The sequence below is a fragment of the Pedobacter sp. T50_32 genome, assembly GCF_057652195.1.
Genome location: NZ_JBYFBY010000005.1, coordinates 243,292 through 262,821 on the forward strand (window position 1 = coordinate 243,292; position 19,530 = coordinate 262,821).

Annotated in this window: 11 protein-coding genes; 10 read left to right on the forward strand and 1 reads right to left on the reverse strand. The window is 38.8% G+C overall.

All coding sequences use genetic code 11. The features are described 5' to 3' along the window. The first annotated feature begins 258 nt into the window (after nt 1-258). The 10 genes from rpsL (at nt 259) to AC23ME_RS16240 (ending at nt 18,547) form a co-directional block, all read left to right on the forward strand. Nucleotides 259-672 carry a 30S ribosomal protein S12 gene (rpsL, locus tag AC23ME_RS16195; RefSeq protein ID WP_010599925.1) on the forward strand — a complete coding sequence of 138 codons (414 nt, stop codon included), beginning with the start codon at nt 259-261 and terminating at the stop codon, nt 670-672. An 18-nt stretch (nt 673-690) separates the two neighbouring features. After that, entirely contained in the window at nt 691-1,158 is a 468-nt protein-coding gene (rpsG, locus tag AC23ME_RS16200; RefSeq protein WP_487728820.1) for a 30S ribosomal protein S7, read from the forward strand. A 92-nt stretch (nt 1,159-1,250) separates the two neighbouring features. Then, entirely contained in the window at nt 1,251-3,377 is a 2,127-nt protein-coding gene (gene fusA / locus AC23ME_RS16205; RefSeq protein ID WP_487728821.1) for an elongation factor G, read from the forward strand. 125 nt (nt 3,378-3,502) lie between these two features. Further along, the gene (gene rpsJ, locus AC23ME_RS16210) at nt 3,503-3,808 is read left to right on the forward strand and encodes a 30S ribosomal protein S10 (RefSeq protein ID WP_008244591.1); all 306 of its coding nucleotides are present in this window, start codon (nt 3,503-3,505) and stop codon (nt 3,806-3,808) included. Nucleotides 3,809-4,005: 197 nt separating this feature from the next. Beyond that, nucleotides 4,006-5,763: a hypothetical protein gene (locus AC23ME_RS16215; RefSeq protein ID WP_487728822.1), complete on the forward strand. Its 1,758-nt coding sequence runs from the start codon at nt 4,006-4,008 to the stop codon at nt 5,761-5,763. Between the two features lie 11 nt (nt 5,764-5,774). Next, on the forward strand, nt 5,775-6,386 hold the full coding sequence (locus tag AC23ME_RS16220; protein ID WP_487728823.1) for a hypothetical protein: 612 nt from the start codon (nt 5,775-5,777) through the stop codon (nt 6,384-6,386). Between the two features lie 215 nt (nt 6,387-6,601). After that, on the forward strand, nt 6,602-8,308 hold the full coding sequence (locus AC23ME_RS16225; protein ID WP_487728824.1) for a hypothetical protein: 1,707 nt from the start codon (nt 6,602-6,604) through the stop codon (nt 8,306-8,308). A 2-nt stretch (nt 8,309-8,310) separates the two neighbouring features. Next, nucleotides 8,311-14,475 (forward strand): hypothetical protein, encoded by a 6,165-nt coding sequence (locus tag AC23ME_RS16230; RefSeq protein ID WP_487728825.1) that lies wholly within the window; start codon nt 8,311-8,313, stop codon nt 14,473-14,475. A gap of 9 nt (nt 14,476-14,484) precedes the next feature. Then, nucleotides 14,485-16,569: a fibronectin type III domain-containing protein gene (locus AC23ME_RS16235; protein ID WP_487728826.1), complete on the forward strand. Its 2,085-nt coding sequence runs from the start codon at nt 14,485-14,487 to the stop codon at nt 16,567-16,569. Between the two features lie 52 nt (nt 16,570-16,621). After that, a complete protein-coding gene (locus AC23ME_RS16240) occupies nt 16,622-18,547 on the forward strand; it encodes an IPT/TIG domain-containing protein (protein ID WP_487728827.1) in 1,926 nt (641 codons plus the stop codon). 55 nt (nt 18,548-18,602) lie between these two features. Here AC23ME_RS16240 and AC23ME_RS16245 read toward each other — a convergent pair whose 3' ends face one another. Beyond that, complete coding sequence (locus tag AC23ME_RS16245) at nt 18,603-19,490, reverse strand: hypothetical protein (RefSeq protein ID WP_487728828.1); 888 nt, start codon at nt 19,488-19,490, stop codon at nt 18,603-18,605. Nucleotides 19,491-19,530: the final 40 nt, after the last annotated feature.

The window sequence follows — 19,530 nt, forward strand, 5'->3', positions numbered from 1 at the left end:
CCTTGTCAAAAAAGATTATAGTGAAAAGCGGGGCTGCCGAAACCGAAGAAATATTGACCTTGCTTTTCGAATAAATAAACTCCTTATTTTAACCTAAAGCCAATTTTATGTTAAACTATTTTTAACTCTGAAAATATTTAACGTAACCTCTTGATAGTTAAAAGAAATTGTTCTACTTTTGCAGTCCCTTAATGTAGGCTAGTTATAAACTGCTAACGGCAAGGAAATTAAATAAATAATAGAAACAAAAAGCAAGAAATGCCAACCATTCAACAATTAGTTAGAAAAGGTAGAGTAGCACTGGAGTTTAAGAGTAAATCTCCGGCGTTGGACAGCTGTCCACAGCGAAGAGGCGTATGTACACGTGTATATACTACTACCCCTAAGAAACCAAACTCTGCAATGCGTAAAGTTGCCCGTGTACGTTTAACCAATGGTAAAGAGGTGAATGCCTACATTCCAGGAGAAGGTCACAACTTACAAGAGCACTCAATCGTTTTGATCCGTGGTGGTCGTGTTAAAGATTTACCAGGTGTACGTTACCACATTATCCGTGGTGCATTAGATACATCAGGTGTAGCTGGTCGTAACCAACGTCGTAGTAAATATGGTACTAAGCGTCCTAAACCAGGACAAGCAGCTGCAGCACCAGCAAAAGGTAAAAAGAAATAATTTAGGAGGAAATAAGAAATGAGAAAGTCGAAACCAAAGAAAAGAATTATTCTTCCTGATCCTAAATTTAACGATGTTCAGGTTACAAGATTTGTAAACAACATGATGTTTGACGGTAAAAAATCTATCGCTTACACTATTTTTTATGATGCTGTAGAAATAGCTGAGAAAAAATCTGGTGAGAACGGATTAGAGATCTTCAAACGTGCATTAGCAAATATCAGCCCTGCTGTAGAGGTTAAATCTCGTCGTGTGGGTGGTGCAAACTTCCAAGTACCTACAGAAGTACGTCCAGAGCGTAAAACTGCTTTAGGTATGAAATGGTTAATTAACTACTCGCGTAAGCGTGGTGAGAAAACCATGAAAGAAAAATTAGCTGGCGAAATGGTAGCAGCAGCTAAAGGTGAAGGTGCAGCAGTTAAGAAAAAAGAGGATACGCACAAAATGGCTGAGGCTAATAAAGCGTTCTCTCACTTCAGATTCTAAAGAAAATGATTGAATGATTAAATTTTGAATGATTAAATAGGCTTTTGCTTATTTAATCATTTTATCATTTGGTCATTCTTTAATCAAAAAATATGGCAAGAGATTTAAAATTTACAAGAAATATTGGTATCGCTGCACACATCGATGCTGGTAAAACAACTACTACCGAGCGTATTCTTTACTATGCTGGTGTAAACCACAAAATTGGTGAAGTACACGAAGGTGCTTCTACAATGGACTGGATGGAGCAAGAAGCTGAGCGTGGTATTACCATTACTTCTGCTGCAACAACAGTTTTCTGGGAATATCGTAAGAATAAATACCAAGTAAACGTAATTGATACTCCTGGACACGTGGATTTCACGGTTGAGGTAAACCGTTCGTTACGTGTATTAGATGGTTTAGTATTCTTATTTTCGGCAGTTGATGGTGTTGAACCTCAATCTGAAACTAACTGGAGACTAGCTGATAACTATAAAGTGCCTCGTATTGGTTTCGTTAATAAAATGGACCGTTCTGGAGCAGATTTCTTAAAAGTTGTTAAGCAAGTTAAAGAAATGTTAGGTTCTGATGCTGTTGCTTTGCAATTGCCTATCGGTGCTGAAGATTCTTTCCAAGGTGTGGTAGATTTAATTAACAACCGTGGTATTGTTTGGAATGAGCATGATAAAGGTATGACCTTTACTGAAGTGCCAATTCCTGATGATATGGTTGATGAAGTTGCTGAATACCGTGAGAAATTATTAGAAGCAGTAGCTGGTTATGATGAGTCGTTAATGGAGAAATTCTTCGACGATCCTAACTCGTTAACTGAACGTGAAATTTTAGATGCTTTACGTAAAGCAGTATTAGATAACGCTATTGTTCCTATGGTTTGTGGTTCATCTTTCAAAAACAAAGGTGTACAAACTATGTTGGATCTAGTAATGGAGTTATTGCCTTCGCCACTTGATCAAGAGGCTGTAAAAGGTACTAACCCAGATACTGGTGAAGAGATTTCTCGTAAACCAGACGTTAAAGAACCATTTGCAGCATTAGGTTTTAAAATTGCAACTGACCCATTTGTAGGTCGTTTGTGCTTTATCCGTGCTTATTCTGGTAAATTAGATGCTGGTTCTTACGTATTGAACACTCGTTCTGGTAACAAAGAGCGTATTTCTCGTATTTTCCAAATGCACGCTAACAAACAAAATCCTATTCCTTTTATCGAGGCTGGTGATATTGGTGCGGTAGTTGGTTTTAAAGACATTAAAACTGGTGATACTTTGTGCGATGAGAAAAACCCAATCGTTTTAGAAACTATGGTTTTCCCAGAGCCAGTTATCGGTTTAGCTATTGAGCCTAAAACTCAAGCTGACGTTGATAAATTAGGTATCGGTTTAGGTAAATTAGCTGAAGAGGATCCTACTTTCGTAGTTAAATCTGATCAAGAAACTGGTCAAACAGTTATCTCTGGTATGGGCGAGCTTCACTTAGAGATCTTAATTGATCGTTTAAAACGTGAGTTTAAAGTAGAAGTTAACCAAGGAGCACCACAAGTAGCTTATAAAGAGTCTATCCGTGGTACTTCAGAACACCGTGAGGTTTACAAAAAACAATCAGGTGGTCGTGGTAAATTTGCTGATATCAAAGTTGTAATCTCTCCAATTGATGAAGATTTTGATACAAGCAAATCAGCTTTACAATTCGTTAACGAAATCGTAGGTGGTGCAATTCCGAGAGAATACATTCCTTCAGTTCAAAAAGGTTTTGAAGTTTCATTAGCGAACGGTGTTTTAGCTGGTTACCCACTATCAGGAATGAAAGTTCGTTTAATTGATGGTTCGTTCCACGCAGTCGATTCAGATGCTTTATCATTTGAATTAGCAGCTAAGATGGCTTACCGTGAAGCTTTACCAAAATGTCGTCCTGTATTAATGGAGCCTATCATGAAGGTAGAAGTATTAACTCCAGAAGCTAACATGGGTGATGTAATGGGTGACTTGAACCGTCGTCGTGGTCAAATGCAAGGTTTAGATTCACGTAATGGCGCACAAGTAATCAAAGCATTGGTTCCACTTTCGGAGATGTTTGGTTATGTAACTCAATTACGTACCATCACTTCAGGTCGTGCAACTTCTACAATGGAGTTTGATCACTATGCTGAAGCACCTCGTAACGTTCAAGAAGAAGTTGTTGCGAAGTCTAAAGGTAGAGTTAAAGGTAGTATTGAAGACTAATAATGTTTAGCGAATTGCGTTTTGCGTGTGGTGTTCTTCCATACGCAAAACGCTTAACGCAGGACTAAAATAAATCCGCCGTTAGTTATTAATAGCTCTAACTATCGGTTTAATTAAATAACAAGATGAGCCAAAGAATTAGAATTAAATTAAAATCTTACGATTACAACTTGGTAGATAAATCTGCTGAGAAAATCGTAAAAACTGTAAAGCCTACAGGCGCAGTAGTTAGCGGACCAATTCCGTTGCCAACAGAGAAAAAAATCTTCACTGTATTGCGTTCACCGCACGTAAACAAAAAAGCTCGTGAGCAGTTTCAATTGTGTGCTTATAAACGTCTTTTAGATATTTATAGCTCAAACTCAAAAACAGTTGATGCTTTAATGAAGCTTGAATTACCTAGCGGTGTTGAAGTAGAAATCAAAGTTTAATGATTTTAATACAACATTAAGAAAGCCCCGGTTGAATTTCAATCGGGGTTTTTTTGTGTATTTTTTAGCTGCTTTTTGTGTAAAATTATCTACGATTAAATAAAGCTTGATTTAAAAATGGAGCCTTGGAGTTTAATTTAGCAGATGTTTTTTTTGGCTCTTTTTTAGATAGGTATTGCAACATCCCTACCTAGGAAATGAAAAAAAGATATCTCATTAAAATCGCTGTCGTTGTAATGGCGGTTACCTTTTGCAATAATGCAAATGCTCAACAAGGCTTTGGTACTAACCAACCTGCTCCATCATCGGTAATAGATATAACCTCAAGCAATAAAGGAGTATTAATGCCAAGAGTGGCTTTAACTGGTACAGGTGATTTGTTAACTGTGCCATTGCCAGCAAACTCATTAATGGTTTTTAATACAGCAACTGCTGGATTGGTTCCAACTAATGTTTACCCAGGTTATTATTATTGGAGCGCTAATTTAAATAGCTGGATTAGACTTGTTGATACTAAAAATAATTACTACAATGGCTTATCGATAGATGTATTGAACAATGTAGGGTTGGGTGGTACTTTAAATCACAATTCAACTATATTCTACAATGATAAATCTTTAACTTTTTGGGATGGTATTGAAGGTAATGGATTTGCCAGTTCGCACTCTACGGTGCTGGATAAGGGCGGTATTAAGTTAAGGTATAATGACGGAGGTGGTGCACCGCATCCTTCTGTTAGAGATTACTATCTAAGCATAGAAAACACAAGGACTGTAAATGACACCAATAATCAATTGGGAACCCCTTTTGATGGTGTTACTACCGGTATTAAAAGTATTTTCAGTATCGGAAATGCAAATAACGAACAATATATTGGTGGTCAGTTTGGCTCTAATGTAGATAACGCCACTGGCGTAAATACGGTACAAATTGGTGTAATTGGTAAAGTTGGTTATAATATATATCATCCCCAAGCTAATCAGGTAATTGGTGGATATTTTCAATCGAATAATACATCTGCCGCTGGGTTAAGTAACTACGCTCTTTACGCAAAGTCTACTGGCGTTAATCCTTATGCTTTATATGCAGATGGTGGCGCTGTTCTAATAAAAGATCTAGATGCTGCTGCAATTCCTGTTGTAACGGGTGTTAGACCAATTTTTGCTGACGCGACTGGTAAATTGGTAATTGGAACTGCTAGTGCTAGTGCTTTAAACTGGGGTTTGCAAGGCAATGCACCAACTGCTGGAGATTTTTTCGGTACAACCTCTAATTTTAGTGTTCCTGTGAAGATTAATAACAATTTGCAATATACTATAAACGAGGGAGGAATAGATTTTAATCCAGCAGCGGCAAGTTTTGATGCGGTTAAGCCTTGGTACCAATTAAGGATGTTAGATGCTACAACCAGTAATGAAAATGGATTGTATATGTATAAAGATGGTTCAGCACAATTGTCATCTTACGAAGCTGTAACGGGCACAATCAACAATTTCTTTACTACCATTCCTGGCACTACTTTAGGTTTTCCAAATGGAGCTTATATCCAATCTTCGGATGGCGCTACAACGCAGGCCAGTTTAATTGCAACCCAGTTTGATAAAATCACGGTTTCGAATAATGTTCCCACAAATTTTAAAGGTATTGAATATGGTGCCGATTATAGTGCTAACTATAGTCCGCTAAGTTTAATTACGAAAAAAGATTTGACCACAGCTATTGCAGCCTTGCCAACAAGTGTAAAAGGTAGGGTTGCTTGTATAGGTCTTGCCAGTCAGGTTATTGCAGATACTAATGTTACTGCCACTGCTGTAATTATAATTACTTATGAAGATGCGACAGGTGGAGTAATAGCCACAGGTTTGGGCACTAGAGTTTCAGGAGTATCATTCGTGGTGAACTTTGCAGCATTGCCACCAACTACAGCTTTTATTAACTACACCATCATTTTATAATATCTTCCCCTATGTATCTTAAATCAATATTTGCCATTGCTATTGTTTTGGCTAGTGTGGGCGCAAGTTTTGCTCAATCTCAAAATGTAAGAAATTTGAATCTTAATAATGATGATCCTTCGGCAACGACTAGGAAATCTATCACTTTAAAAGCACCTGCAGCTGCTGCTTTAACAGCAAACCAAACTTTGATATTGCCCGGAACATTGCCAGCGGCAAACCAAACATTAACGGTATCATCTGTTTCTGGTTCTACTGCAACATTGGGTTGGGCTAACAGCTCCAATTCTTTTCCTGCTGTTTTCGTTACAGCCAGTTATTTGGTAGCTGCTTCAGATTATTATATCATCGTAAAGCCTAATTCTAATGCCACCGTAGATATTACTCTTCCTTTGGCAAGCGGTAACACGGGCCGGGTAATTTCCATCAGTAATTTTGCAACACCCACAACTACAACGGTTAACATCAAGTCGACTTCTTTTCCCCAATTAAAAATTGGATTTGGAGCGGTTCAATCTTCTGTAGTGCTAACAGCTAACAACTCTACAACTACTATATCTTCTGGAGCTGGAAAATCAACTTGGATTAGTGATGGGAGTTTATGGTATCAGATAGGTTTGTAGAGAGTTGGCGGAGAAATTGGATTTAAAGCTTTGTGAAATAGGGTGCTGTTAAGTTAGTTGCAAGTTTACTATCCAAATTGGCAAGTTCACTCAATAAACTCAGGTCTTTACTAGTTTAAAATCTGTGTTTGCTCGATAGAGCTTTTTGGAGTTAAATATTTTTGTTGCTTTGATTTGGCAAATGGGTAATTGCCTTTAATTCAAATGCTAACAATATGCGCAAACTCGACAAAATACGGTTAGTCTTTACACTCTCATTCTTAATGGTATGCATTGAGGCCAATGCGCAGGATTTAACCAGCCTGAAAAATCAAAAACCGTTTAGCTATTCTGGAGCATTAGAGGTGCGTTCTATTGGTTATCAAATGAATGGAGCACCCGATCGTCGTAATCCGCTTTCACTAATTGTTAGCGGAAGCCCTACATTAAGTTTATATGGTTGGGATATTCCTTTTAGTGTAGTGTATGCTGATAGAAAGACCAATTTCCAGCAACCTTTTAACCAATTTGGACTTAGTCCTTCTTACAAATGGATAACGCTACACGGGGGATATCGAAACGTTAGCTTTTCACCGTTTACTTTGGGTGGACATACCATGCTTGGGGCAGGGGCAGAATTAAATCCAGGGAAATTCCGATTAGGCTTTATGTATGGTCGTTTAAATAAGGCTACTGTTATAGACCAAACTACACAGTCGTTAGCACCACAGGCATTTAATAGAAAAGGCTATGCCGTTAAAGTAGGATATGGTTCTCAAAAGAGTTTTTTAGATTTCAGCTATCTCAAAGCTAAAGACGATAGCGTAGGCTTTGGTCGTGGGCAACAAAATATGCAATTTAATCCTATTTCGCCAGCTGGAAATTCGGTTGTTGGCTATAAAGGACAAGTTACTTTTTTAAAGAATTTTTTGATTGAAAGTGAAGGTGCGGTGAGTTTATATACGCGAAACCTTCATACAAACATTCCAGATACGTTAGAAGATCCTATTCTTAAAAAGATAAAGAAGTTTGCTACTGTAAATGCCAGTAGCGAGCTATATACTGCATTTAGTGCTGGTGTAGGGTATCGTGATAAAAAATACGGTTTAAAAGTAAACTATAGACGCATCGAACCGGAATTTAAATCGATGGGTGCATATTTTATCACTTCCGATTTAGAAGCATGGACAATTACACCATCGTTTGTGGCCTGGAAAAACAAAATCAGTTTCAACGGAAGTATCGGGATACAAAATGATAATCTCCAAAACCAGAAAAATGCCACTAACAAGCGATTTATTGGTGCAGGAAATGCAACGGTACAATTAAACGACAAATTTGGGGTAGATGCGAGCTACAGTAATTTTTCTAATGACCAAACGCCAAACACAGTTCGTTTTGCAGACAGCTTGCGGATTGTGCAAACTACGCAGATGTATAGTTTGATGCCTAGGTATATCATTAGTACAGAGAAACACAGCCACATGATTACTGTATCTGCATCGTTAAGTAACCTCAACGATTTTAACCAGTTTTTTGACAACAATGCCATTAGCCGAAATATGGACACCAAACAGTTGATGGCGAACTACAACATCGGCTTTATTAAGCAAGGTATCAACGTAAACACCAGTGTAAATACTACCATGCTCAAAGGAATGGGCATCAACCAAACTTATACAGGTTTTTCATTAGGTGGTGATGTTACGTTGTTGAAGTCGCAGTTACGGTTGGCAACCAACCACTCCATCACCTTTGGTAAACAAGAGTTAGGGAAAAGCATGATTTACAATAGTTCTTTAAATACTAAATACCAAGTAAGAAAAGGACACATATTAGATTTTGGTGTGTACATGTTACACAACTCGCCAGCAGATAATGCAGGCTTGCAACAAAAATATACAGAGTTAAGAGGTGAATTAGCTTACCAATTAAGATTTTAGCCATGAAGAAATTATTACGTTTTTTTGCGTTGGGCTCGATGTTGCTACTGGCAGCTCAGGTACTACAAGCACAAGTGGGTGTGTCTATTCGGATTTTGCCTCCGTACCCAAATCGCATTACCGATTACGAAGCGAGACCGCAACAAGTGTTGATTACACTAACTAACCAGTCGGCTGGTACGCAGCAGATCCAATTAAGAGCATCTGTAGTTGGAGATAATGGCATTAGGTTAGAAGTAGGGCAGAACTACAAAAGCCCGACACCAATTACTTTGGCTCCAGGGCAGGTGCGTAGCTTAAATGGTGCTGATTTAGTCACTTTATTCGATTACAATAAGCTAACCTATTCGGGTATTACTAAAGATCAGTTTATTCGTGGTAATGGTTTGCCAGAAGGAAGCTATCAGGTTTGTATGCGGGCCTTTGATTACAATACGAATGCGCCAATTAGTGCTGATGAACCCATTGGCTGTAGTAACAGGTTTAGCATTACCAGCTTGGAGCCACCGCTCGTAATCAAACCTTTTGAAAATGAGGAGTTAAAGCAGATAGCGACAAATATCTTTACCATTAACTGGACTACGCCTCCTGGCGCACCGCCGTCAATTAGGTACAAAGTTCGCATTATAGAAGTTTTAGGTAACAGAAACCCTAATGATGCTTATTTAAGTGCTGTACCACCATACTTTTTTGAGAAAGAAGTAATGGGAAATGTTTATGTGTACAATCCTTCAGACCCGCAACTAACACTGGGACGAAAATATGTTTTGGCAGTGCAGGCAGTTGACCCGAATGGAGGATTTACATTTAGGAACAATGGGATAAGTCAGGTGGTGCCTATTACTTACGGAGATGCTATTCAAACACCTATCAGTTCGCCTATAGCACCACAACAAGTGCCACCTTCGCCACCAAATGTTATCGCTGCAATTCCAGATTGTGGTTCTTGTAAATCTACTGCACCTGCAGGAAATACCAATAATGCCTTGGCAGAAGTAGGTAAGGAAATTAAAGCGGGTAAGTTTTTGATGAAAATTGTGACGCTGTCTTCATCTGGCAATAGACTAAACGGCACTGGAACTATCAGTCTTCCATTTATTGGTTCAAACACACCTGGGGCAAGATTAAAAGTGCAGTTTTCTGATGTGGAAGTAAACAGCGCTTTAGAAATGAAAGCTGGCTTGGTGACTGGTATTACAGCTACAAATGCCTCGAATTTCATACCTGCAAATTCAGCCAACCAGCCGTCGGTTTTTGGTGCGCAACAAGCCACCGACTTGTCGCAATATTTTGCCACTAACGCAAGCCAAACTATACAATCGGTTAGAAATAGTGCTAATGCAGCAGGTTTTGAACTTCCGTTAGCTCTATCTACAGGTTTAAATACGCTTGCCATTACTAAGGTTTATTTTAATGCAGAGCAAGCTTGGTTCGAAGCTGCAGGTGCTGTATCTATACCCGAAGATGATTCCTTTTTACCATTAGCAGGTAGAGATATCTGTTTAAGTGCAACTGATTTGTGCGAGAACGGCGTACTTTATCTCTCGGATAATTTTAAGGTAAATGCGCTTAACCTAACTTTAAGAAAGAGCGGCGGTAACATCAATACAGATCCAGGTACATCGGTAACATTTAATAAAAATGGGATGGTGAATTTAACCATTGATGCTGATTACACATTTCCAAATCAATCGGTTATTGATGCTGAAAGTGGCCAAGCTTTAACAGCTAGGTTAAAAGCAGTAACCGAGCAGGGTTGGCAAGATTGGATTGCACAGTTGAGCATGCCGAAATTTAAAATAGGTGGCATAGAAAGTATTGCTTTTGAAACAGGGGAACGACCAATCTATTATGACCACTCCGATTTTAAAAATCCGGATGGTATTCCATCAAGTTTTACCTCGGCAGATTCGGGAGAAAGTCCTATCAATACTTCATTGCCAACTTGGCAAGGTATTTACATTCCGCAAACAACGGTGCATTTACCGGAAATTATTAAAAATGCAAATGGTCAGGCTTTAAAAATGGAGACTACGAACATCATCATAGATGCTAATGGTTTAACTGGAGCTATACAAAATAGCGGTAGTGTGTTAAGTATTGGCAATGGTTCTATGGACGGTTGGTATGCGTCCATAGATAAAGTAACACTTAATGTTTTCAAGTCGGCATTTAAATCAAGTACTATGACTGGTAAGTTAGTTCTACCAGCATCTACCAATTATAATGATGCCAGCAACCAATTAGATTATACCGCAGAACTTACCACGCCAAACGGCGGCGGTATAGCTTATGAATTTAAAATTCATCCAAAAGATAATTTAGTGCTAAATGCACTGTTTATGCAGGTAAACTTAGATAGTCGCACCCAAATTACAGTTTCTGGAGGTAATGGAAATCCATTGGTTGCCAGAGCAAACTTAAATGGCGAGTTGACGATATCGAATGACCCAATGTCGGCAATTAAAATACCTGGCGTAGGTAAACTGAAAATGCTTGGCGTAGGTTTTGAAAATTTAAAATTGATGACCGTTAGCCCTTTTATAGACAAAGAGGGAATGAAAATTTATTTTGCCTCTGAGCAAAGAAAATTGGCCGGCTTCGATTACTCTGCAAAATTTAATGGTTGGGAACTGAGAGGGGCTGGCGATGAAATTGAGGTGGCACTACCTTTCGAAGGTAATATCAAATTAGCTGGCGAGGCGCTAGGTTGCGAAGCGAAAGCAGTATTCGCATTAACATCAGGGATTAAAAAAGCAAATAACCGAATTGTATGGACAGGAGTGGGCGGAGAGATTAGGGATATTAGTTTTGGAGGCGAAGTACAGCTTGGCGCATTTAGCTTGAAGGGAGCAATTAAGTACTACAATAATAGATCAAATTCTGGTAGCGATGAAGGTTTTGTTGGAGCTCTAGAAACAAATTTAGCAGGCTTCTTGCAAATAAATATGAGAGGTCGTTTTGGTGTGTTAACAGATGCACAGGGAGATTTCAATTATTATGATTTTAATGCACTAGCTGACTTTGGACAGGCGGGGATAACCTTTGCGCCGCCAATACCTTTAGCAATTTATGGTTTTGGTGGAGGGTTTAGCTATAACATGGATATTGATAAATCTTCTGTTCCAAGTATCAATAAAGTAAGTGAAACCAAACAAGCTGAACCAAAGGCGGAGTCGAGCCCTTTAGATCTGTTGAATTACAATCCGGCAGGTTTGAGGTTAACACCTAAGCGAGGTGCTATGACTTTACAGGCAACCTTGCTTTTCGGATTAACAAGTAGAAACACTTTAGATGCAGATGCTACATTTTCGATGGGTTTCAATACTAATGGTGGGTTGAATTTTGTAAGACTAAATGGTAACGCCCGTATTTTAACAGATGTAAGTAAACCGTTAGCCACAAGGAGGGAAGCATCAACTGGGGCTGGTTCTTTAGAGATAGAATTTGTTACGGAAACACATGCATTTTTGGCAAATTTAGATGTAGAAATGGGTGTGCCAACGGTTGCAAACAAAAGTCTACTTTATGCAAAAGGTGGTGCTACTTTCTTTTCTAACGGCGAAAAATGGTATTTCAAAATAGGTTCCCCAAGTATTCCCAATACCATCAGGTTTCTAAATTTTGTAGAAGGCACATCTTATTTTCAGATAGGTAATACAGAAATTGAGGACATGCCAAGAATTCCAAAGTGGATAGAGGATATTGTTGGCTATGGGGGCAAAAATCAGAGCTCAAAATTATCAGAATCTTTTAACGTAGCGAATAATCAATCCAAACAAAATAGAGGTAATTCGGGGATGATTTTTGGTGCAAGCAGTAAGTTTGGAGACCCCGATAAACGATATCAATTCTTGATGTTTTACGGCGAGTTTGCCGGAGCATTAGGTTTTGATTTTGCCCTAAAAGATAATTATGAATGTAATAATTTGCCAAAATCTGGTGGTGCTGGCGGATGGTATGCTACCGGGCAAGCTTACTTTGGTGCAAAAGCTGCGGTTGGTATTTCGGTAGATATGTTCTTGGTAAAAGGAGATTTCGAAATATTTAGTGCAGGTGCTGCAGCAACCGTAAAAGCTGGTTTTCCAGATCCAATTTACGCCAAAGGTGCCTTGGGAGCACAGTTTAGAATTTTAGACGGATTGATCGATGGCGAATTTAATTTGCAATTTAGCATTGGTCAAGAATGTATCAACTCCGAAGCTCAAGCCTTTGGAGGAGTGGAAATCATATCTCAAGTTTTGCCAGCAAAATCATCGGAAAAAGTACCGTTGAATATTGTTCCGGCAGTAACATTTAATTTAAGTATTGGTGGGCAATTTGGACAATACGATAGTTATCAGCCAGGATTGGGCATGTACTCTTTTGACGATTACGAAAATCCAACAAAAGAGGGGCTACCTACTAGAAGATATTTTCTTTTTGACAGAAGTTGTTTAACAGTTACCCTAAACGGTGAAAATGTTACCAATAGATTAGCGAGGTACAAAGGCGATAAAAAAACCTTGTACTTGCCTACAGAATCTCACTTACCAAAAGACACGAAGTTTAATTTTAAAGTAGTGGCCAGAATGAAGGAAGCTTTTCTAGATCAAGCGGCATTTATCAATTCAATGGGTGGTGATGGTTCAGCGTTAGCGCAGTTCAAGTTTATTCAAATGAATGGTCGCGATGCAACGCAGGAAGCCGAAACTGAATTTACTACTGATGAAGGTTACGGAAATATCCAAGCTAGTGATTATGCGGTTACTTGGCCAATGCATGGTCATACAACAGTTCCATTTAAAGAAAGCGGCATAGAACGAAATTCGCAAAAGATGTACATCGAAACACGTAAAATAGTTGACAATAATACTTATTTCAAATATCCAGAGGGAACAACTTATAAAGCGAGGATTTTTAGAAATGGCGTAAAAGTAGGGGCAGATATTAATGTCGATATGCAGGTAGTAGACACATATATCAATACGCCATTCACAGGACATAGACGTCCACATACTCGTTGGAGTTGGGCCGCACCAGAATTGTTGGCAAGCACAGATTATGTAGCAATAGTTGTTGCCAAAATTCCCGCAGGGAATTCGGCACCAAGTGTGAATACCAGAGTTTCTAATACAACATTTATTAGTACACAGGCTTTGTCTGCTGGGGCAATTAATACTAGGAGCACATCTCTTAGCGGAAATATGAACAACAACGAATTGAGAGCGGGTGAGAGTATTGCCGCGAGTTTTGCCTTTAAAACCAGTCGCTACAGTACCTATAGTGCTAAACTATCTGATGCTAAGATTTCAAAAATTACGCATGCAGATAAAGGTGGCGCCATATCATCCATAAATTCTAAAGCAACCAATTTAACCATCCTTAATTCGTGGATTACACCTCAAAACGGTAACTATAATATTGTTTTAGGGGCGGGCAGTAACTTAGAGATAGACGTTACATTAAATGGCGAGAAACTTAACAAAGCTGACGTGGAAAGTACAACTTCTGATCAGGTGTTTTTAGCAAGTAACGATGCAAGTGGAGGCAACTTGGTAAACCCTATTTTAAGTCCTATAACACTCGAAAAATTATATAAAAACCCGCCATTTGCTAATTTGGGTGTAGATTACGATTTATTTAAGCAATATCTTTCTGATAGAACCGGAGTAGCGAAAATCAGATTTAACATTAAAGTCAATCCTGTTCCGACTATAAATGGCAATGGCATACTCGATACCTGGGCTAGAACAGATGGCGGCGTGTCGTTTATCAATAGTTTTACGGCTATTGGTGCCACACTTCCTACCGATGTTCCAAAGTCGCCGGCTAGTCAAACTTCGCAAGGTAGCCAGCTCCTTTATTTCCAAACCTTTAATGTGCCAATAGCTACGCCAATATTATTGGAGCGCATTCGTAGTGTAAGTATGGGAAGCCATTCTGTAGGTATGCCAAGTTTTACAAATCCTATTCAGGTAGTAATTGATAGGGTTACCAATTGGTCGGTAAACTGGGGCAATGCCCAACAAGCGGGGGCACCACAGGTAGGTATTTCAAATATGGGCGCTGCAAGTACTTGGGAAGGTATAAGTCAGATGGCTACAGGCGTAGTAAATGGCACAAGCACGATTAACCAAATGCAAAATGGTTTGCAAGGTCTAAAAGGTAAAGGGGCTATCCGTTAACAAATCAATATGGAAAAGATGAAAGCTTTAAAAGAAATAGGTTTAGCATTGTTACTTTTAGTTTCAATGCAGTCATACGCCCAAAAAAAGACCGATAGAAAACAGGCTAGCCAATCGGTACAAATACCGCAGGTTAGGATTGTTGGAAAGGGTAAGCCTTACAAAGACAGAATTGCATTAAGATGGAATATTGATAATTTCCGACTTTTTAATGCGCTGGTTAGCACCGGAGTTTTTATAGATCGTTTAATTATTGATGGCAATGACAAAGCGGAAGGGACTTGGAAAAGAGTAACTACCGATACGATTAAGGCTAAAACGATGAAAGAGTTTAATACGCCAGCTTTTAAAACAGATACTTCTGCCATGGTAATTGCCCAAACCCTGTATGGTAAACCTAATTATCCGAAGGAAGGTAGCCTGCTTGATAAGATAAAAATGCAGGAGATGGATAGGCAAAATAGACACATGATTGTATCTCTCTATAGCGCATTAAGTAAGGAGGGAGCATTTATGGCTGGTTTAGGATTTGAGGATCTGATTAAGCCAGAAAGCAACAAAAAATATGTTTATAGAGTGTACGCCGCCAAACCAATTAATGACTTTGGTAAAATTGATACAGGCTATATCTACGTAATTGGTAAGGATATTTCAGCAAATGAGTATTTCAGAGGTTTAAAATCGAATACGTACGATAGTTATATCACCTTAAACTGGCCTGTTAAAAATAGTCCGTTTACCGGTTACTACATAGAGCGTTCAGCAGATAAAAAGCGATTTGAAAGAATAACTAAAAAAATCTATTTACCGGAAAAAGATACGACTACTAATGATGCGCAGTATATCTATTCGGATAGTGTGCCTAACAACAAAAAATTCTATTATCGTTTAACAGGAGTAAACACTTTTGGAGAGCATTATAGATTTGTAGATACCGTGGAGGCTATGGCCAAAGATTTAACACCACCAATGGCACCCGTAATGAAATTTACAAGAAAGGGTGATGAAGTTAATTTCTCTTGGTCTAAGCCCAGCGACAAGGATTTAAAAGGATATATGATTGTTCAGGGCAAAGGCTTGGCGGCTGGAGATTCGGTTTTACAGAGAGAATTTATACCTCCTGCTATTCAAAATTTCCGATATATGTTACCAAAGAATTTTGAAGCACAATATTATCGACTATTAGTTTCTGATTTCGATGGAAATATCAGCTACTCAAATCCTGTTTATATTTTTAATCCAGATAGTATTCCGCCGGCACCTCCAACTGGCCTCGCCGGACGCATTGACAGTGCTGGGAAAGTACATCTAACTTGGCGCACTGATCCTAAAGAGCCCGTACTTAGAGGATATAAAGTATTTTTTGCTAATCAGAAAGATCATGCTTTCACGGCTACGTCTAGCATTATTCCAGATACCACTTATACTTTCGAAACAACGCTTAAAACACTTACTTCAAAGCTTTATATTAAAATTGCTGCCATAGATGCTAATTTCAACCATAGTAAATTTAGTGAAGTACTTACACTCACTCGTCCAGATACCATTCCGCCGCCACGCCCAGTGATATTGAAATATGAAAATACAGTAGCAGGGGTGAAGCTCAATTGGTCGGAAGATAAAGGTGCTGGGTTTTCACATTTTATTCTGTACAGAAACACGGGAAAAGAAGCTACATGGAAACAACTTTTGCAAGGTAAGCAGGTAAGTTTCACTGATACTTCTGTGCTTCGAGGTCTGCGTTATGATTACAGCGTTATTGCAGTAGATTCAGCAGGAAATCATTCGGAAAAATCTTTCCCCCTTTCACTAGTTACTTCTAAAGGCAGCACTGTAGCTCAAATCAATCTTTTGGAAAAATTTGATGCTAACAAAAAGCAGATGATTTTAACCTGGACCAAGCCCACCAGAAAAGTGAAGAATTATTTGCTTTACAAAGATTTTGGGAAGGGACTTTCGATGTATAAGAGGTTAGCTGGTGAAGAAGCAACCTTTGTTGAAGCAAGTGAGGTAAAAACCAAGTACGCCATAAAAATTATTTTCGATGACCAAACCCAATCGGATTTAATAATGACCACAGCAAGCATTAATTGAGTTAAATCTAGCGCTCGTTAAATCAAAATATCAACTTACTAAAATTAAAGAGATGTATAGTAATAAAAGAATTTTAGTACTGCTTTTAGTGTTTTTGGGCGCTTGCTTTCATCGTTGCGCAAAAACCTACGACTATGAATTAACAGAAAATGGTCCAACAATAGATAGCATTAGACCTGAGCGAGGAACAGAAAATACACAGGTTCGTATTTATGGAAAAAACTTTCCCAAAGATACTGCAAGTCTGAAAGCCTTTTTCAATAACAAGCAGGGCTTAATTATTGAACAAACTACGGCTAATGTGATTTTGGCAACAGTACCTTACGAAGCAGGTACTGGGCCTGTTGCCATTAAAAGTGGCGATCAAACTTTTGCTGGTCCTACCTTTACCTACGATTACGATGCTCCAGTAATCTTGGATGTTTCACCTTTAACGGGCGTTGCTGGTACAGAAATCACCATTAACGGGCGCAAGTTTAGCGGAATAACTGCAAATAATAAAGTGCAGATTAACGGTGTTCAAGCTAATATAAGTTCATCGAGCACCACGCAATTGATAGCTGTAGTGCCAGAAGCGAAAAATGGTCCGATAGTAGTTACATCCAATAATATTTCTAACCAGGGACCCGTATTTAAATTTATCCCACAGATTGCAAGCATAGACAAAACAAGTGCATTTGTAGGAGAAACGGTTAGGCTTACCGGAAAATACTTTGATGTGGCTACTGCCAAGTCGGTAACATTTAACGGTGTTGCTGCGAACATTATTAGTGTAGGAGCTACAACGCTAGATGTAACTGTGCCAGCGTCTACCAGCGGAAATGTAGTAGTTAATGTAGACGGTGTGAGCAGTAATCCGATAGCATTTACTTACCGAATTGCACCTGTCATTTCCGGTTTAAGTAAAACATCCGCCTTTGCGCAAGATACCTTAACTGTGTACGGTGCTAATTTTGCAGGAAATGCCGCACCAACGGTGAGTTTTGGAGGCACACAAGCTACTGTGATGAATTATGTTGGAAACAGTATTAAAGTGCGTGTGCCGAATGGTTCAGGTAACCTGCCAGTTACAGTTGTGGTAGATAATGTAACGAGTAATTCGGTTCAGTTTACTTATCTACAAAATATTGTTGCCACTAGTTTAAATCAAACATCTCCCGCATTACGCAATGTTTCTGGAATTGATGCAGCAACTGTAGTAATTAAGGGGAGTAATTTTGGTACAGATGCAAGCAAAATCCGTGTAACTGTTGGCGGGCAAAATGCACAAGTTACAGCTGTTGATGATGCTAACGTAACCTTCTTGTCGCCAAGTTACCATTCTTCATTGCCTAATCAGCAGCAAATTAAGGTTTTCCATCAAAACTTGGAAGCCAGTTATCCAAACGGAAATCTTACGTTTACTTATCTGGAACCAACCATTCTGTCAACTACATGTACCATAGTGCCAATAGGAAATGGCTTGTATCAATTCATATTCGCTATAAGTGGAAATCATTTTAATGCTACAGCACCAAATGCCAACTTCCAACTTTTGATTGATGGCGTAAACTATGGCTGGTCTGTAAATGGAAACACGGCATCTATTACAACGGTTCAAAATGCTGCTTTTATTAAAAATCGTTATGATATCCGTGTAAATAATAAATGGGGAAGTTTTATTTCTGCGTTCCAAAGAACAGTAAATATAACCGATTTTAATTACAGCTTTGTAGCTGGAGGTGCAAGAACAATGGTAATTACAGGAAGTGGTTTTGGAAGTGCCGTAGACGCCAATAGATCGGTGAGAATATACCGTGTAGTTGATGGTCGTAAGGTTTATTTAACTGCAACAGTTACTTCTTGGTCTGATACACAGTTGGTAGCCGCTTTTACAGAAAGTTTTATGGATGATTCGTACTACGGAGTAGAGGTTACGGTAAATAATAGAAGTGGAACACGGGAGAAATATTTTGATTTATATCCGAATGTAGGTTAGTTGTATTATAGCAAACGCCCCAAGGTTTTCCTGGGGCGTTTTGCTTTTTTATGTTTTAGAACGATTTATTTAGATAAGCTTTGAAATAGCTTCCTATTACATCTACAAATGCTTTTGCAAATGCTGGTCGGCCTTCTGCATCGCGTACTCCTTTGTAATGACTTTCTATCTGCCAACCAAAAACATTAGGATATTTGCTCGAAGTGTATCTAACCGTGTTGTAACCTCCGTTAAAATATTTGTCTTCTTCCAAAGGCGCTTTGTCTTGTTTTGAAGGTACAGCATCAATACCTTGTTGCGCCATCAAAGTACCAAAAGCATCCGGACCAATTAGCAATTGCTCAAGATTGAAGCTTTTATCACTAGCTAATAAATTTGCTACCGAAGACTTTGCAACTTGTTTGTTGTCTTTTGCATCAAGCGCTCTTAATTCTTCCGCCTTTAAAAGATAACCTACTTCTAAACGTTGCTTGGTATGTCCATGGCCATGTAAATCAATGTAAATTGCCTTGCCAAATTTTTTGGTGGCCAACGAAATAGCAGTGTCAATATAATCATGAAATTGGTTCCAAGGTTTTTCCATCGCTTTATTGCCGCAGGTACCATCTGCCATATCTCTGTTCTGGTCTACATTTTTTCTAGAGATATTAGAAATGATGATAAAAGGTCTGGCATTGTACTTCGCAAGAAAAGCTTTTTCAATTTCCTTTGCAAGCTCAATCGTTCTCGAGTCGGTTACGGTAACAGCGCCCTTGCAATCTCTCAGTGCGTCTGGTAATGTAACTGCTCCACCATGGGGCACACTAATAATTAATGGTAAGTCGCCAACAATAAATTCAGTCCATTTTTCATCGTCGGTGTAGGTTTTTCCAGCCTCCCATTTTTGAGCGTATGCAAATCCAGAAACCAGGAAAAGCAATAAAGTGAGTTTAATAAATTTCATTTTTGCTTAATGTTTTTATTGATAATTTATAGATAGACTT

Excerpts from the sequence above, each read along its gene's own strand:
- rpsL (WP_010599925.1), top strand. The coding sequence starts at position 259 with ATGCCAACCATTCAACAATTAGTTAGAAAAGGTAGAGTAGCACTGGAG.
- rpsG (WP_487728820.1), top strand. The coding sequence starts at position 691 with ATGAGAAAGTCGAAACCAAAGAAAAGAATTATTCTTCCTGATCCTAAA.
- fusA (WP_487728821.1), top strand. The coding sequence starts at position 1,251 with ATGGCAAGAGATTTAAAATTTACAAGAAATATTGGTATCGCTGCACAC.
- rpsJ (WP_008244591.1), top strand. The coding sequence starts at position 3,503 with ATGAGCCAAAGAATTAGAATTAAATTAAAATCTTACGATTACAACTTG.
- AC23ME_RS16215 (WP_487728822.1), top strand. The coding sequence starts at position 4,006 with ATGAAAAAAAGATATCTCATTAAAATCGCTGTCGTTGTAATGGCGGTT.
- AC23ME_RS16220 (WP_487728823.1), top strand. The coding sequence starts at position 5,775 with ATGTATCTTAAATCAATATTTGCCATTGCTATTGTTTTGGCTAGTGTG.
- AC23ME_RS16225 (WP_487728824.1), top strand. The coding sequence starts at position 6,602 with ATGCGCAAACTCGACAAAATACGGTTAGTCTTTACACTCTCATTCTTA.
- AC23ME_RS16230 (WP_487728825.1), top strand. The coding sequence starts at position 8,311 with ATGAAGAAATTATTACGTTTTTTTGCGTTGGGCTCGATGTTGCTACTG.
- AC23ME_RS16235 (WP_487728826.1), top strand. The coding sequence starts at position 14,485 with ATGGAAAAGATGAAAGCTTTAAAAGAAATAGGTTTAGCATTGTTACTT.
- AC23ME_RS16240 (WP_487728827.1), top strand. The coding sequence starts at position 16,622 with ATGTATAGTAATAAAAGAATTTTAGTACTGCTTTTAGTGTTTTTGGGC.
- AC23ME_RS16245 (WP_487728828.1), bottom strand. The coding sequence starts at position 19,490 with ATGAAATTTATTAAACTCACTTTATTGCTTTTCCTGGTTTCTGGATTT.